The 14,735-nt window shown below is 67.7% G+C and carries 14 protein-coding genes and 2 tRNA genes; 6 read left to right on the top strand and 10 right to left on the bottom strand.

The genetic code is table 11. The annotated features are described in order from the left end of the window. Window positions 1–83: 83 nt before the first annotated feature. From ACIGII_RS03240 to ACIGII_RS03215, 6 genes are all read right to left on the bottom strand, one after another. Complete coding sequence (locus ACIGII_RS03240; protein WP_399635124.1) at window positions 84–743, bottom strand: HNH endonuclease; 660 nt, start codon at window positions 741–743, stop codon at window positions 84–86. Between the two features lie 218 nt (window positions 744–961). Continuing rightward, a complete protein-coding gene (locus tag ACIGII_RS03235; protein WP_399635121.1) occupies window positions 962–2,752 on the bottom strand; it encodes an acyl-CoA dehydrogenase C-terminal domain-containing protein in 1,791 nt (596 codons plus the stop codon). A gap of 39 nt (window positions 2,753–2,791) precedes the next feature. Beyond that, the gene (locus tag ACIGII_RS03230) at window positions 2,792–3,277 is read right to left on the bottom strand and encodes a hypothetical protein (protein WP_399635120.1); all 486 of its coding nucleotides are present in this window, start codon (window positions 3,275–3,277) and stop codon (window positions 2,792–2,794) included. A 213-nt stretch (window positions 3,278–3,490) separates the two neighbouring features. Continuing rightward, window positions 3,491–4,030 (bottom strand): lipocalin family protein, encoded by a 540-nt coding sequence (locus ACIGII_RS03225; RefSeq protein WP_399635117.1) that lies wholly within the window; start codon window positions 4,028–4,030, stop codon window positions 3,491–3,493. Window positions 4,031–4,175: 145 nt separating this feature from the next. Next, window positions 4,176–4,251 (bottom strand) — tRNA-Phe (locus tag ACIGII_RS03220). 148 nt (window positions 4,252–4,399) lie between these two features. Beyond that, a complete protein-coding gene (locus ACIGII_RS03215) occupies window positions 4,400–5,623 on the bottom strand; it encodes a YbfB/YjiJ family MFS transporter (protein WP_399635114.1) in 1,224 nt (407 codons plus the stop codon). A 74-nt stretch (window positions 5,624–5,697) separates the two neighbouring features. Between ACIGII_RS03215 and ACIGII_RS03210 the strand changes: the two genes are divergently transcribed. Beyond that, window positions 5,698–6,519, top strand: coding sequence for an AraC family transcriptional regulator (locus ACIGII_RS03210; protein ID WP_399635112.1), 822 nt, complete (start codon window positions 5,698–5,700; stop codon window positions 6,517–6,519). Between the two features lie 50 nt (window positions 6,520–6,569). Here ACIGII_RS03210 and ACIGII_RS03205 read toward each other — a convergent pair whose 3' ends face one another. Genes ACIGII_RS03205 through ACIGII_RS03195 form a run of 3 tightly spaced genes read right to left on the bottom strand, consistent with a single transcriptional unit; the run spans window position 6,570 to window position 8,109 of the window. After that, window positions 6,570–7,088 (bottom strand): DsbA family protein, encoded by a 519-nt coding sequence (locus ACIGII_RS03205; protein WP_399635109.1) that lies wholly within the window; start codon window positions 7,086–7,088, stop codon window positions 6,570–6,572. Beyond that, window positions 7,085–7,594, bottom strand: a complete 510-nt coding sequence (locus ACIGII_RS03200; RefSeq protein WP_399635108.1) for a redoxin domain-containing protein — start codon at window positions 7,592–7,594, stop codon at window positions 7,085–7,087. Before ACIGII_RS03200 ends, ACIGII_RS03205 begins: the two co-directional genes overlap by 4 nt. Then, window positions 7,591–8,109 (bottom strand): Dps family protein, encoded by a 519-nt coding sequence (locus ACIGII_RS03195; RefSeq protein WP_399635105.1) that lies wholly within the window; start codon window positions 8,107–8,109, stop codon window positions 7,591–7,593. Before ACIGII_RS03195 ends, ACIGII_RS03200 begins: the two co-directional genes overlap by 4 nt. Window positions 8,110–8,317: 208 nt before the next feature. On the opposite strand from ACIGII_RS03195, the gene ACIGII_RS03190 reads away from it, so the two are divergent. The 4 genes from ACIGII_RS03190 (at window position 8,318) to ACIGII_RS03175 (ending at window position 11,092) form a co-directional block, all read left to right on the top strand. Next, on the top strand, window positions 8,318–9,730 hold the full coding sequence (locus tag ACIGII_RS03190) for a sensor histidine kinase (RefSeq protein WP_399635104.1): 1,413 nt from the start codon (window positions 8,318–8,320) through the stop codon (window positions 9,728–9,730). Next, window positions 9,727–10,383 carry a response regulator transcription factor gene (locus tag ACIGII_RS03185; protein ID WP_399635101.1) on the top strand — a complete coding sequence of 219 codons (657 nt, stop codon included), beginning with the start codon at window positions 9,727–9,729 and terminating at the stop codon, window positions 10,381–10,383. Before ACIGII_RS03190 ends, ACIGII_RS03185 begins: the two co-directional genes overlap by 4 nt. A gap of 75 nt (window positions 10,384–10,458) precedes the next feature. Continuing rightward, entirely contained in the window at window positions 10,459–10,836 is a 378-nt protein-coding gene (locus tag ACIGII_RS03180) for a response regulator transcription factor (RefSeq protein ID WP_399635099.1), read from the top strand. 94 nt (window positions 10,837–10,930) lie between these two features. Beyond that, a complete protein-coding gene (locus ACIGII_RS03175) occupies window positions 10,931–11,092 on the top strand; it encodes a hypothetical protein (protein WP_399635097.1) in 162 nt (53 codons plus the stop codon). 592 nt (window positions 11,093–11,684) lie between these two features. Here ACIGII_RS03175 and ACIGII_RS03170 read toward each other — a convergent pair. Next, a tRNA-Ala gene (locus tag ACIGII_RS03170) sits at window positions 11,685–11,760 on the bottom strand. A 332-nt stretch (window positions 11,761–12,092) separates the two neighbouring features. Here ACIGII_RS03170 and ACIGII_RS03165 point away from each other — a divergent pair. Then, window positions 12,093–14,645 (top strand): Cache 3/Cache 2 fusion domain-containing protein, encoded by a 2,553-nt coding sequence (locus tag ACIGII_RS03165; RefSeq protein WP_399635094.1) that lies wholly within the window; start codon window positions 12,093–12,095, stop codon window positions 14,643–14,645. Window positions 14,646–14,735: the final 90 nt, after the last annotated feature.

Here is a 14,735-nt window from a genome sequence, read left to right as displayed (position 1 = left end):
CCCCCCCAAACCGGGGTGGGGCAAGCAAACCGCTCAGTTGGTGAGCAGACGGTGAGGGTGGCCTGCGACAACCGGTCGCAGGCTCAGGCCGCCAGTTTGGAGCGTTTCGGCAGTTGCGCCTTCAGGAAAGCCATCTGGTCGGCCAGGATGTTGCGGTTGGACAGGATCATGTGTTCGATCCAACTGGGCCGGTACGGCACCGCAAGCAGGGGCATGCCGGCCTGCTGCGGCGTGCGGTCGCTTTTGCGCGAGTTGCAGTGGAAGCAGGCGCTGACCACGTTTTCCCATACGTCCTGGCCACCCTTGGACAGCGGCATGACGTGGTCGCGGGTCAGTTGCGGGCGGTGGAACTGTTGGCCGCAGTACAGGCACAGGTGCGCGTCGCGGGCGAACAGCGCCTGGTTGGACAGGTTCGGGGTGGGGTCGATGGCGCGGGAACGGGCGTGGCCGCGTGCGGCGATGATCGGGTGAAGGTCGACGCCGCTCTGCAGGCCGGTCAGCCGGTTGATGCCACCGTGGATATGCAGGCAGGGGTCGCCCAGGGTCCAGGCAACGGCATCGCGCGAGTAGAGGCAGGCCGCGTCCTGCCAGTTGATCCAGTCCAGGACCCGTCCATGCGCGTCCAGGGACAGCAACCGGACGCTCCCGGGCCGATGCAGCGTGGCGATCGGCGATGCTTCGGCGACCGGGGCGGGCAAGGCTCCGGTATCGATCAGACCTAGGCGTGTAGTGTCTGTCTCCATCGGGAAAACAGCTTATACCGGATTGCTTGCAGTTTGGGTATAGGCGACCCATCCGGGACCCGGGCATACCTCCTATACCCCGCGCCTGCGGCGCGCCCCCTTTAACAACAGGGGGCTCCTGGTCTTTCAGATGCAGCGCCGGCCGCACGCCGGCGATGCGGCAACCGCGATGCGGCAACCGCACTGCGGTAGGTACCGACCGTTGGTCGGTACGGCTCTTATGCCCCGAACCGCGCGTCTTCCATGGCCATCAGCGAGTCCGCGCCAGCCTGGATGGCAGCGGCGTGGCCGAGCGTGCGCGGCAGCATCCGCGCGAAGTAGAAACGGGCGGTCTCGCGCTTGGCCTGCTTGAACGCCTCGCTCTGCGTGGATGCATCGGCGGCGGCCACGCTGCGCGCCCACCAGTAGGCCAGCACCACGTAGCCGGAGTAGAACAGGTAATCGAAGCTCGCCGCGCCCAGTTCGTCCGGGTTGGCGGCCGCGCGCTGCAGGGTGGCCATGGTCAGCTGCCCCCATTCCTGCGCCTTGGCACGCAGCGGGGCAATGAACTCGGCCAGCGCTTCGTTGCCTTCATTGGCCTTGGCGAAGGCCTCGATCTCGGCCAGCATCAGCTTCAGCCCCGCGCCCTGGCTGGCGGCGGTCTTGCGGCCGATCAGGTCCAGCGCCTGGATGCCGGTGGTCCCCTCATACAGCGTGGTGATGCGGGCATCGCGGGCCAGCTGTTCCATGCCGTGTTCGTGGATGTAGCCGTGGCCACCAAAGCACTGCAGCGCGTTGTAGGTGTTTTCGATGCCCCATTCGGTCTGGCAGGCCTTGGAGATCGGGGTGAGGAAGCTCACCAGGGTTTCGGCACGCTCGCGTTCGGCGGCATCTTCAGCGTGGTGGGCCACGTCGATCAGGGTGGCCGCGTGCAGCGCGAGCAGGCGGCTGCCTTCCACCAGCGACTTGATCGAGAGCAGCATGCGGCGCACATCCGGATGCACCAGGATCGGGTCGGCCGGTTTGTCCGGGTTCTTCGGGCCGCTCAGCGAACGCGACTGCAGGCGCTCGCGCGCGTACTTCAGCGCGTTCTGGTACGCCCGCTCGCTCAGGCCGATGCCCTGCAGGCCCACGCCCAGGCGCGCGGTGTTCATCATGGTAAACATCGCCTGCAGGCCCTTGTGCGGCTGGCCGACCAGGTAGCCTTCGGCGCCATCGAAGTTCATCACGCAGGTGACCGAGCCCTTGATGCCCATCTTGTGTTCGATCGAGCCGCAGCGCAGTGCGTTGCGCTCGCCGACGGTGCCTTCGCGGTCAACCTTGAACTTCGGGGTGACGAACAGCGAAATCCCCTTGGCGCCGGCCGGCGCGTCGGGCAGCTTGGCCAGCACCAGGTGCACGATGTTGTCGGTGAGGTCGTGCTCGCCGGCGGTGATGAAGATCTTGGTGCCGGTGATGGCATAGCTGCCATCGGCATTGGGTTCGGCCTTGGTCTTTAGCAGGCCCAGGTCGGTGCCGCAATGCGGTTCGGTCAGGCACATGGTGCCGGTCCAGCGACCTTCGATGAGCGGCTTCAGGAAGGCCTCCTGCTGCCAGGCTTCGCCGTGCTGCTTGAGCGCTTCGATGGCACCGTGCGAGAGCAGCGGGAAGTTGCCCCAGGCCAGGTTGGCGGCATTGATCATTTCGTTGAGCGGCACGCCCAGGGTGTGCGGCAGGCCCTGGCCGCCCAGTTCCGGGGCCGCGGTCAGGCCGGTCCAGCCACCGTCGACGAACTGCGCATAGGCCTGCTTGAAACCGGGCGGGGTGGTGACTTCGCCACTGGCCTGGTCGAGCACGCAGCCGATCTCATCGCCCACGCTGTTGAGCGGCGCCAGCACGCTGGTGCTGAAACGCCCGGCTTCTTCCAGCACGGCATCGACCAGGTCGGTGGTGGCGTCGGCGAAGCCCAGGCGGGCGAACAGCGGTTCCACCTTCAGCACGTCGTGCAGGGCGAAGCGGATATCGGTCAGCGGTGCGGTGTAGCTGCTCATCGTCAGGTCTCGATCAGATGCAGAAAAGTGGGTAAGGACTCAACGCAGCACGCCGGGCAGGCCAGGGGCCTGGTTGAGGGTGCTGCGGTTTTCGATTTCGAAGCTGCGCTGCTTCTTTTCCTGCGGGGTGGCGGCAACGCTGCCCTTGAGCGAATAGGCCAGGGTGCGGTTACCGGCCAGCGCGTCGGCCACCACCAGGCGCGCGGCCGAGGACGGCTGCAGTTCAACGTTGATCACGTCGGCGGACACGCCACCGATGGAGATGCCCGGGCGCGCACTGACCTTGCCGGCATCCTGTTCGCCGACCTGCATCTGCAGGTCCACGCTGTCGAAGGTCATCGGCATGGAGCTGAAGTTCTGCAGGCGCAGGGCAAGGGTCCAGGTGCCGTTCGCGCCCACGGTCAGCTGCTGCACGCTGGCGGCCGGCGGCGAAACCCGCTTCACGTTCGTGCTGCAGGCCACCAGGCCCAGGGCGGTGCCGGCCAGCAGGGCCACGGTCAAGGCGGTACGGAGACGTCGGAACATGGGCGCAAATCCTCGTGCGGGTGCCGCGTACGTAGAAGCATACTACGGCGTATGGTTGTTGTGGTGCCGGGGGGCAACCGTCCAAGCGTAGGGCGAAACGTCGGCGCGGCAAAACGCCCTGGCCCAGGGTCAAACGGAGGCGTGGCAAACGTCCTGGCGCAGGGTCAGATCGAGGCGTGGCGCCACATCGGTGGTACGGCGCCCTTCAGCGTCTCACTCCACCGGCGCCATGACCTTCAACGGCGCAAGGTCGTACCCCATCGCCTCGGCCTGTCCTTTCAGGCGCGCGAACAAGGACGCATCCATTCGCGGCGACCGCGACAGGATCCACAGGTACTTGCGGTCCGGATCGCCGACGACCGCCCACTGGTAATCGGGATCCAATGCGATCACCCAGTAGTCGGCCCAGACCAGCGGCACCCAGGCCAGCCAGTCCGGCACGAACCGCACCTGCAACTGGCCGGGTTCGCCTTCCACCGGTCGCGCCACCCCTTCGGCCTCGATGCGGCTCCCGTCGTCCACCCGGCAGGCGTTGTGCACGCTGATCCGGTCATCGGCACGCAGCGCGTAGGTGGCGGTGATGTCGCCCACGCACTTTTTCTGGAACGACACCGGCAGATGCGCGATCTCGTGCCATTGCCCGGCATACCGCCCCATGTCCAGGGCCGGCACCGAACGCACCGGTTCCGCGGCGTAGGCGGCGAGGCTGGCCAGCAGCAGGCCGGCGGCAAGCAGGGCAGGGCGAAGGCGCATGGTGGGTCTCCCGGTAGGACGCCCGAGAGTAGAGTGCAGGCCCGATGCGGGTGTAAAGGTTTCGTCAGCCGTGCGGGCAGGTGGCGGTCGTCGCGTCCGCATGCGTAAAAAAAAAGACCTGCATTTCTGCAGGTCTCTGAAATCATGGTGGCCGAGGACGGAATCGAACCGCCGACACGGGGATTTTCAATCCCCTGCTCTACCAACTGAGCTACTCGGCCACTTCATCGCTGCGTTGCCGCTGGCGAGGACGCGAATAATACGGAGGTCTGCAGGGTTCGGCAAGCATTTCGACAAAAAAAATTCACAATCGTTGCTGCGCTGGCTCAAGTGCTTGATCGCAGGTGAGCGCTGCGCATGAACCGACATTCATGCGCCGGTGTCGCGCGTGACGGTCGCTGCTGCATGATCGCCCGCTTCCGTCGGCATGGCAGCCAGCAGCGCGATACCGATCGCCATGAAGATCGCCGCCAGTACCAGGGACGCCTGGTAGCTGCCGCTGCTGCGGGCCAGGGTGCCAGCCAGTGCCGGCGCGAGGATCTGGGCCACGCCGTAGCTGAGCGTAAGGGTGGCCATGGCCTTGGCCGGGTTGTGCGGGTAATGGCGGCCGACCACGGTGAGCGTGAGGCTGACGATGCCAGCGAAGGTCAGGCCGAACAGCAGCGCGCTGCCGAGCCCAGCGGCCAGGCCGTCGTCCAGCAGCGGCAAGACGAAGGACGCGCCCTGCAGGGCGAATGCCAGGACCAGGGCGCGGATGAGACCCAGCCGGGCGGCGATCCGGTCCCAGGCGAAGGTCGACGGCACCGCGGCCAGCCCGACCAGCACCCAGACCGCGCTCCCGTGGCCGCGGAAGGCTGCGGTCTGCTCCAGGATGGCGACGATGAACGTGGCGCTGACCACGAAGCCGACGCCAGCGCAGAAGTACGCCGCGATCAGCAGGCGGCGCCAACGCCGGCCCGGTGGCGGCGGCGCCTGCACTGCCTGGCCGGTGGGGATCGGGGAGGGCCGGGGCATCCAGGCCCAGGCCGGCACCAGGAACAGCACGCCGAGCAGGCCGAGGCAGATCCACTGGGTGCTGGAGCCGGCATGCCCGGCCAGCAGCCCGGTGGCCGCGCCGGAGACCACGATGCCCAGGCCCAGTCCCGCGAAGTGCAGGCCCAGCCGTGGGCGGTACTGGTGGGCCAGCAGCCAGTTCAGCACCAGCCCGGACGCCAGCAACAGCCCGGCAGTGCTGGACAGACCCGCCACGAAGCGCAGCAGGTTCCACGCCCATGGCTGGGTGGTAACGCCCATCAGCGCGGTGGCCGCCACCGCCAGCACCAGCCCGATGCGGTAGAAGCGGAATTTCTGCTGCATGTCGCCTGCCCGCGCGGCGAGCAGGGTGCCGAGCAGGTAGCCCAGGTAGTTGAAGGTGGCCAGCCAGCCGCCCTGCGCGGCGCTGAGCCCGGCATCCTCGCGCATCAGCGGCAGCAGCGGGGTGTAGGCGAAGCGCGCCAGGCCGACGGTCAGCACCAGCGCGCAGATGCCGGCACTGATGACCTGCCACGGGTGCAGTGCGGTGCCGGTAGTGGTGGGGGCGGGGAAGGCAGGCATGGTGGTGTCCCGGGGGCGATGCGCCCATGGTCTGCCGCCGCCCGGGCGGCTGTCTTTCGATAGAATGACCCATCATGTCGACCAGCCGCCAACCCCGCACTGCATCCGCTGCGAGCCCCTGGCGCGAGGTGGCGGTGCCTTCGCTGGACGCACTACCCTGGCCGGTCATGGCGCGCAGCCAGCAGTTGGCCGCCGGCGAGCGTTTTCCGCCGCACGTACACGACTGGAACCAGGTGGTGTTCGCCACCGAAGGGGTGCTGCAGGTGACGGCCCGCAACGCGCGGCACGTGATCACGCCCCAACAAGCGCTGTGGGTGCCGACCGGCATGCTGCACCACACCGGCGCGCTGAGTGCGGCGGCGTTCCGCAATCTGTACGTGGCCGATGATCCTGCGCTGCATATGCCCGATCACTGCGCGGTACTGGATGTGTCGCCGCTGCTGCGCGAGCTGATCGTGGAGCTGGGCCAGGTGCGACCGGAGGACGATGCAGGTTACTACCTGCACCTGTGTGCGCTGGTCACCACGCAGCTGCAGCGCCAGCGCCAGCATCGGCGACACCTGCCGTGGCCGCAGGATGCAAGGCTGCAGCGCTGGTGCCAGGCCCTGCACGACCAGCCCGGCGATGCACGCAGCGTGGAGGCGTGGTCGCGGCTGTTGGGGGCTTCATCGCGCACGCTTGCGCGCCATTTCGAACGCGACACCGGGATGAGCCTGCGCGACTGGCGCACGCGGCTGCGCCTGCTGCGCGCGATCGAGTGGCTGGCGCAGGGACGCACGCCGACCACCATCGCCCACGAGCTGGGGTATGCCTCGGCGTCGGCATTCAACTACATGTTCCGCATGGAAATGGGGATGAGTCCGCTGCAGTGGCGGCGGTCACGGCAGACGGGTTGACCGTGGCCGCAAAGGTGCCGGCGCGCGCCCCGGCGCGCCGGCGTAACGGGTCAGGCCAAGCCGGTCATCACGGCGACCAGGCTGTCCACGTCACGCGGGCCGTCATAGCGCGTGCCGTTGATGAACAGACACGGCGTGCCGTTGACGCCGCTGTGCACGCCGCCCATGAAGTCGCTCTCGATCCGCGCGTCGAAGGCGCCGTTGTCTGCGGCTTCCATCAGCGCGGCGTTCACGCCCAGCGCCTGCGCATAGCGCGCCAGGTCGCTGGCGGTGAGCGCGTCCTGGTGCTGGTAGAGCAGGTCATGCGCTTCCCAGAACCGACCGATCTCGGTGGCGGCTTCGGCAAAACGCGCGGCGGCAAGCGCGTGCGGATGGCTGTCGGTGATCGGGAAGTTGCGGAAGACGAAGCGCAACTGCTTGCCCATCGCCTGCTGCACGGCCTTGAGCACGGGGTAAGCTTCGCCGCAGTACGGGCACTGGTAGTCGCCATACTCGACGAGGGTGATCGGCGCGCCCTGCGGGCCCTGGCTGTGGTCCAGCGCGCTGACCGGAACGATAAGACCTTTCATGACGAGGCTCCTGCAGGGGAGGTCGCGTTGGCGGTGATCCGGGCCAGCGCTTCAAGGATGCCGTCGGCACCGGGATTGACGCCCAACGGGGAGATGCAGCTCCAGCGCACGATGCCGTCGGCATCCAGCACGAACAACGCGCGTTCGCAGACCCCATCCTGTTCGCGGTAGGCGCCGTAACGCCGCGCCACCTCGCCTTTGGGCTCGAAGTCCGCCAGCAGCGGGAAATGCAGGTGTCGCTGCTCCGCGAACGCGGCGTGGCACCACACCCCGTCCACCGAGATGCCGACCAGCTGCGCGCCGCTGCGGTGGAACTCCGGCAGCAGCTGGTTGTACAGCCCCAGCTGGTCGCCGCACACCGGACTCCAGTCGGCGGGGTAGAACGCGAGGATCACCGGGCGACCGCGCAGCTCGTCCAGGCCCAGGCGCTGGTCGGGGGTGGCGGGGAGCTGGAAGGCCGGTGCGGGACTGCCGACCGCAATGGCGTGGTTCGGTGTGGCCTTCATGGCGACCTCCGGGTGCTTTCGAACAGGAACCAGCTGCGGCGCTCGGCCTGGTCGATCCAGTTCTCGACCAGGCTGGTGGTGGCCACGTCGTTGTGGCTGCTGCACACCGCGTGCGTGGCGCGCAGGAAGCTGACCAGGCGGCGGTTGTCGTCGGCCAGCTCGGCCAGCATGTCCTGCGCGGTCACGTAGTCGGCATCGTTGTCGAGCAGGCGCTGGATGCGGTGGATCTGGCCGATCGAGCGCAGCGTGGTGCCGCCCACCTTGCGTGCGCGTTCTGCGATGTCATCGGTGATGGCGAAGATCTCCTCGCCCTGTTCGTCCAGCATCAGGTGGTAATCGCGGAAGTGCGGACCTGACAGGTGCCAGTGGAAATTCTTGGTCTTCAGGTACAGCGCGAACACATCGGCCAGCAGCACGGTAAGGGCGCCGGCGATGTCCTTGACTGCCTGCTGGCCCAGATCGGACGGGGTGTGCAGCGCCACGGTCTGGCGCGCGTGCGGGGAAAGCTCATTCATGGCGGGTCTCGGTAGCGGGGTGGGGCGACGAATCCAGACTAGGCGGCGGGACGCGGCGGGGGTATTGCGCGATCGTTTTTCCGGGTCATACGTTGGTTTGGGGCCGGTCCCGGCACATCCCTCTTTTGAGGGATCAACCGCCCGCCGGGGCGGGGGATACTGTGCCCCTCCCACCGAAGGTCATTGCGCGATGCCTGCCGGCCCGACCGTGTCCACTCGCCACGCGCTGTACCGGGTCGCGGCCGCGCTGCTGACGCTGTGCATCTTCCTGGTCGATGTCCTCACCACGCTGGAAGGCGCGGTAGCGGTGCTGTACGTGGTGGCGGTGCTGCTGGCAGCGCGCACCGGGCGGCGGGTGGACCTGGTCGCCACCGCGGTGGCGGGGATCGTGCTGACCGTCGTGGCCTACGTGGACTCGCACGGGTTGAACCACGTCGGGTCGCAGACCTTCCGCGCGCTGGTCAGCCTGGCAGCGATCGGCATCACTGCGGTGCTGGCGCTGCAGCATCAACACGCCATGCAGCGCCTGCGCGGCCAGGCGATGCTGCTGGACCTGTCGCACGACATGATCTTCGTTCGCGATCGCAGCGGCGTGATCACCTTCTGGAACCGCACTGCGGTGCAGATGTATGGCTGGTCGGCGGGCGAGGCGATCGGCCAGGTGGCCGACACGCTGCTCTCCACGCGGTATCCACAGGCGCGGGAGGAGGTGGAAGCCGCGCTGCTCGCGCTGGGCAGCTGGGAAGGCGTGCTTGAACAACGCACCCGTGCGGGGGAATGGCGCGTGCTGGACAGCCGTTGGGTCATCCAGCGCGACGGCAAGGGGCGGGCGGTCGGCGTCATGGAAACCCATACCGATGCCACCGAACGTCGGCGCGCGGAAGATGCCGCGCGGCGTGCGCAGGCCGAACTGGCCCATGCCACGCGGGTGGCGACGCTGGGCGAGCTGGCGGCCACGCTGGCGCACGAAGTCAACCAACCATTGATGGCGGTGGTGACCAATGGCGAGGCGGGCCTGCGCTGGCTGCACCGCGACAGCCCCGACCTGCAGGAAGTGGATGCGGCGATCAACCGAAGCGTGGCCGAGGCGCGCCGGGCCAGCGAGATCGTCAAACGGGTCCGCGCGTTCCTGGCCAAGCGCAGCACGCCGCCACAGCGGCTGGATGCGTTGACGCTGATCGACGACGCCGTTCGCCTGGTGCAGCACGAATTCAGCCGAGAATCGGTACAGCTGCGCATCGCCGTGGTCGGCAGGCTGCCGCCGTTGATGGGCGACGGGGTGCAGCTGCAGCAGGTGCTGGTCAACCTGCTGGTCAACGCCTGCCAGGCCATGGCCGGGCAGGAAGCTGCACGCGAAGTGCAGATCGACGCCCGGGCAGGCGAGCCGGGTGAAGTGACGATAAGCATCACCGACAGCGGTCCGGGCATTCCGCCGGATCACCTGGACACCTTGTTCAAACCCTTCTTTACCACCAAGCCGCAGGGCATGGGCATGGGGCTGGCGATCTGCCGCTCCACCGCCGAGGCACATGGCGGCAGGCTGTCGGTGGACAATGTCCCCGGTCGTGGTGCCAGGTTCCAGCTGGTGCTGGCCACCACAGCAGAAGGCGCACCGTCATGACAACCGCCCTACCGCCGCGTGGTGCTGCCGCGCCTGCCAAACCCCTGGTCGTCGTGGTCGACGATGATCCGGCGGTGCGCGACGCGCTGGACAGCCTGTTGCGTTCGGTAGGCCTGCAGACGCGGGTGCTGGGTTCTCCGGCCGAGCTTCTGCAGGCGGCGCTCCCGGCGGTACCCGGCTGCATCGTGCTGGACGTGCGCCTGCCCGGGATCAGCGGATTGGACCTGCAGGGCCAGTTGGCCGCGCACGGCATCCAGCTGCCCATCGTGTTCATGACCGGACACGGCGACATCCCGATGACGGTGCGGGCCATGAAGGCGGGCGCGGTCGACTTCCTGTCCAAGCCGTTCCGCGACCAGGACATGCTGGACGCGGTCAGCGCGGCGATCGAGCGCGATACGCGCCGTCGCCAGCACAGCGCCGCCCGCGATTCCCTGGTCGCGCGCTACGCCACCCTCACGCCCCGCGAGCGCGAGGTGATGGCGCGGGTGGTGGCCGGGCTGATGAACAAGCAGGTGGCTGGCGAGCTGCACCTGAGCGAGATCACCGTCAAGATCCATCGCGGCAACGTGATGCGCAAGATGGGCGTGCGTGCGCTGGCCGACCTGGTGCGGCAGGCCGAGGCGCTGGGGGTGGGCCAGCCGGCGTCCTGAGCACGCCCGCGCGAACGCGAGCGCACAAAACCTGTGTATGGTTCACGCGCGCGGACGCATCGGGCATAAAGGGGCATGAAACCGAATTACCGCATTGCCATCGTTGACGACGATGACGGCGTGCGCCAGTCCCTGTCGAGCCTGGTGCGGGCGCTCGGATACGAGGTGCGCACCTACGCCAGCGCGGCCGCCTTCCTGGCCGATGAGGGCGACGCGCCGGACTGCCTGCTCACCGACATCCAGATGCCGCAGATGGACGGCGACCAGCTGCAGGCCGAACTGCTGGCGCGCGGCTGTCGCGTCCCGATGATCTTCATGACCGCGTTCCCGACCGACGCCCTGCGCGCCCGGGTGATGGCGCGCGGCGCGCGTGCGTTCCTGCTCAAGCCGGTCGACGGCGAAACCATGTCGCGCTGCCTGGCCCAGGCGCTGGGCGACCCCGCCTGGATATGACCCGGCATGGCCCACCCGCTGACCCGTGCATCACACGCCCGGCGCTACGGTGTGGCCCATGCCCAGAGAGGGCTGGCCACGACGAGCACGCAGCATGAACAACGACACGCAGCCCGGCAAACAGCAAGATGTCAACGAAGCCCAGCAGGACCACAGGCAGGACGAGGTCGCCAAGACCCGTCCCGGCCAGACCGATGAGAAGGTCCGGCAGGAGGAAAGCCGCCGCCCCCCGATCAAGGACGGCAACACCGGCTGAGCGGCCGCTCGGTCATCGCAGGGGCACGCCATGCGTGTCCCGGCGATGCAGGGGGCATGCCCCCGGACCGGATACTCACGTCGCCTCCCAAGCACAGTTCGCGGGCAAGCTGCACCATCACTGGCCTGCGAGCATGATATGGCGCTGGATTAGCCGCCACTACCCTCGATCAGATCCTTTTGGGCCTCCGCCTGTACAGGGTCTTCTACCGCCAGTCGCTTGTCTCTCGGGGCGGATCGCGGGGTGCCTGCATTCTCGCCACCCGCATTCGAGCGCGGGATGTACCACTTATCGATAATTGCCGCTTGCCTGGCAACTCGATCCTACAAGGTGCCGGCTCCTGCTGACGGCGTAGGGCAAGTGAAGCCGCACCTGGCCGCATCCGGAATCATCATCGCCAGCGCTTGTATCTGGCTCTCGAAGCGGTAGCGCGGCACGCACTTCTCCTCGAGTATCCGGATGACGCACTCCACCCTCCCGTTCTACTGCGGGCGGCGCGGCGTGATCAACTCCTGTTTCAGGCCGTCGTCGCGCGTCGGGTCCCTGAAATGCAGAACAGCGCGCCTCTCGGCGCGCTGTTCTGTCTGAATAATGGTGGAGCCAAGGAGGATCGAACTCCTGACCTCGTCATTGCGAACGACGCGCTCTCCCAGCTGAGCTATGGCCCCAGATGTACTGCTACGCGGCGTGGGTGCCGCGAACGCCCAGTGTAGCGCCGCGTCCACGCGCTGCCAAGGGTGCATCGCTGCAGGTGGATTGGGACCGACGCGGCCATGCAATGGCGGCACGGCCGCCCCCATCTTTAGGATTTTTCGTCCATTCCTGAACGAATGTGCGGGTTCGTGAAGATGCCTCTCGAAGGAAGTACTTGAAGATCAATAACTTGGGTAAAACGAAAGGAAGAGGGATTCTGACTTTTTTTACGTAAAGAGGACCACTTCGGTGCCGATAAGAAGTGTGACGTATCTCTCAATCCAAATCCTCCCTCCGAGTACCAACGATGACGACCCGTGCCGCCACCGTTTTCTCAACCTCCATCGGCGCGCGTCTGGCGCTGTTGATGGGCCTGATCACCACGCTTGCGTTCGTCGTCCTGGCGGTGCTGATCTACCGCCAGGCCGCCACCAGCTACCAGCAACGCGTTGAAGCCGGTCTGCAGACCTCCACCGAGCTCATGCGCGATTCGGTCGAGCTGTACGACCGCAGCCTGAGCGACAGCACCCAGCGCATGGCCGGCATGTTCCGCGCCATGCTGCCGTCCGGCGAGGTCAGCGTGGCCCCGGCGGAACTGGTCACCGTGGGCGAGCGCCAGACCCCGACGCTGCGGCTGGGTAAGGAGGTGCTCAACCTGCAGGAAGCGGCAGTGGATCGTTTTGCCGAAGCCACCGGCGGTGGCGTGGCCACCGTGTTCGTCCGCGATGGCGACGACTTCGTGCGCGTGTCCACCTCGGTGCGTAATGCCGAAGGCGCGCGTGCCATGGGCACCGTGCTCGACCACGCCAGCCCGGCCTATCCGAAGATGCTGGCGGGCGAAGGCTTTACCGGTCCGGTAAAGCTGTTCGGGGTGGACTACATGACCCATTACATGCCGATCAAGGACGCGGCGGGCGAGGTAGCCGGCATCGCCTTCGTCGGCCAGAACTACACCGAGGGCCTGGCGGCGTTGAAGGCCCGCCTGCGCGAGTCCAAGCTCGGCAAGGAAGGCCAGTTCCTGGCGGTCAATACGCGCGCCGGCGATGCGTTCGGCACCGTGATGGCCGCGAACGCCGGTGAGGGCGCGCGCTTGTCCGCACGCGTCGACCCGGCCGACCAGGCGACGCTGGAGGCGCTGCTGAGCGGCAAGGCCAGCACGGCCACGCTGCACCTGCGCGGCGCCGACGGCACCCCGGTGCAACCTTACTTCGTCAATGCACAGGCCTATGGGCCGTGGCAGTGGACGGTGCTCGGCCTGGAGCCCACCTCGGTGCTGCAGGCGGTGCTGCACAAGCTCATGCTGCAGATCGCGGTGGTGTCCGGCCTGGGCCTGCTGGCGGTGATCGTGGCGCTGATCGTCGTGGTACGCCGTCTGCTCAGCGTGCCGCTGGCCGAGGCAGGGCAGGTGGCGCGCGACGTCGCCGCCGGCCGACTGGACAAGCCGATCACGGTGCGCAGTGCCGATGAAGTGGGCCGCCTGATGGGCGCGCTGCAGCAGATGCAGGCCAAGCTGCGCGAGATCATCGCGGCACAGAACGAAATGAGCCCGCACCACGCCGAAGGCGCCATCAGCTACCGCATTGATGCCAGCCGGTTCGAAGGCGAGTTCGGCACCATGGTGACCGGCACCAACGAACTGGTCGCCGCGCATATCGGGGTCAAGATGCGCATGGTGGACCTGGTCCGCCGCTACGCCGATGGCGACCTGTCGCAGCCGATGGAGCAGCTGCCGGGCGAGAAGGCGCGGATCACCGAGGCCGTGAATGGCGTACGCGACCGCCTGCAGGCGATCAACGGCGAGATCAAGCACCTGGTGGCGGCCGCCGCGGCCGGCGATTTCAGCGTGCGCGGCAACGCCGAGGCCTATCAGTATGACTTCCGCGTGATGGTCGAAGGCCTCAACACCCTGATGGTCACCGCCGACCGGAACCTCAGCGCGCTGTCCACGCTGCTGCGCGCGCTGGCCGACGGCGACCTGCGTGCGCGCATCGAAGGCCAGTTCCAGGGCGTGTTCGCGACCATGCGCGACGATGCGAACGCGACCGTGGCACAGCTGACCCGCATCGTCGGTGGCATCCAGCAGGCGGCCGTGTCGGTCGCCACCGCGTCGGCGGAGATCGCCGCCGGCAACGACGACCTGTCCAAGCGTACCGAACAGCAGGCCGCGAGCCTGGAGGAGTCGGCCGCATCGCTGGAAGAGCTGACCGCCGCTGTGAAGCAGAACGCCGACCACGCCCGCCGTGCCGACCGCCTGGCGGCGGAAGCGGCCGAGGTGGCGGTGCAGGGTGGCAACGCGGTGGCGCAGGTGGTGGAAACCATGGGCGGCATCGAAGCGTCCTCGCGCCGCATCGCCGACATCACCACCGTCATCGATGGCATCGCCTTCCAGACCAACATCCTGGCACTCAATGCCGCAGTGGAAGCGGCGCGTGCGGGTGAGGAAGGCCGCGGGTTTGCCGTGGTGGCCTCCGAAGTGCGCGCGCTTGCGCAGCGCTCGGCCAGTGCGGCCAAGGAGATCAAGGCGCTGATCGACGCGTCGGCGACCCAGGTGGCCGATGGCAGTGCGTTGGCCAGCCAGGCGGGGCAGACCCTGCAGCGCGTGGTGGCATCGGTTGGGGAGCTGGGCGGGTTGATCGAAGAGATCGCCAGCGCCAGCCAGGAACAGGCGGCAGGGATCGAGCAGGTCAACCAGAGCATCGTGCAGATGGACGGTGTGACCCAGCAGAACGCTGCCCTCGTCGAGGAGGCTTCGGCCGCTGCGCGTGCATTGAACGCGCAGTCGTCCGAGCTGCAGCAATCGGTCGGGCAGTTCCGCCTGGCCGACGCGCAGCCCGCGCGCATGGAGCGCGTCGCGGCCTGATCGGTGCGGTGGCGTCTGCGAGGGGGAGTCGCAGACGCCACCGCCGGATCTACGCCCGTTGAAACCACGCTGAAACATCGGCGCAATACC

Origin of the sequence: Stenotrophomonas sp. NPDC077420 (assembly GCF_044543385.1) — a bacterium.
Classification (GTDB): Bacteria; Pseudomonadota; Gammaproteobacteria; order Xanthomonadales; family Xanthomonadaceae; genus Stenotrophomonas.
The sequence above is the reverse complement of the archived record's forward strand: the minus strand, read 5'-3'. Positions and strand labels throughout refer to the sequence as shown.

Bases quoted from the DNA above. Each gene is read 5' to 3' on its own strand.
- ACIGII_RS03165 (WP_399635094.1), top strand. From the start codon at position 12,093: ATGACGACCCGTGCCGCCACCGTTTTCTCAACCTCCATCGGCGCGCGT.
- ACIGII_RS03185 (WP_399635101.1), top strand. From the start codon at position 9,727: ATGACAACCGCCCTACCGCCGCGTGGTGCTGCCGCGCCTGCCAAACCC.
- ACIGII_RS03200 (WP_399635108.1), bottom strand. From the start codon at position 7,594: ATGAAGGCCACACCGAACCACGCCATTGCGGTCGGCAGTCCCGCACCG.
- ACIGII_RS03225 (WP_399635117.1), bottom strand. From the start codon at position 4,030: ATGCGCCTTCGCCCTGCCCTGCTTGCCGCCGGCCTGCTGCTGGCCAGC.
- ACIGII_RS03180 (WP_399635099.1), top strand. From the start codon at position 10,459: ATGAAACCGAATTACCGCATTGCCATCGTTGACGACGATGACGGCGTG.
- ACIGII_RS03195 (WP_399635105.1), bottom strand. From the start codon at position 8,109: ATGAATGAGCTTTCCCCGCACGCGCGCCAGACCGTGGCGCTGCACACC.
- ACIGII_RS03210 (WP_399635112.1), top strand. From the start codon at position 5,698: ATGTCGACCAGCCGCCAACCCCGCACTGCATCCGCTGCGAGCCCCTGG.
- ACIGII_RS03235 (WP_399635121.1), bottom strand. From the start codon at position 2,752: ATGAGCAGCTACACCGCACCGCTGACCGATATCCGCTTCGCCCTGCAC.
- ACIGII_RS03240 (WP_399635124.1), bottom strand. From the start codon at position 743: ATGGAGACAGACACTACACGCCTAGGTCTGATCGATACCGGAGCCTTG.
- ACIGII_RS03205 (WP_399635109.1), bottom strand. From the start codon at position 7,088: ATGAAAGGTCTTATCGTTCCGGTCAGCGCGCTGGACCACAGCCAGGGC.
- ACIGII_RS03230 (WP_399635120.1), bottom strand. From the start codon at position 3,277: ATGTTCCGACGTCTCCGTACCGCCTTGACCGTGGCCCTGCTGGCCGGC.
- ACIGII_RS03215 (WP_399635114.1), bottom strand. From the start codon at position 5,623: ATGCCTGCCTTCCCCGCCCCCACCACTACCGGCACCGCACTGCACCCG.
- ACIGII_RS03175 (WP_399635097.1), top strand. From the start codon at position 10,931: ATGAACAACGACACGCAGCCCGGCAAACAGCAAGATGTCAACGAAGCC.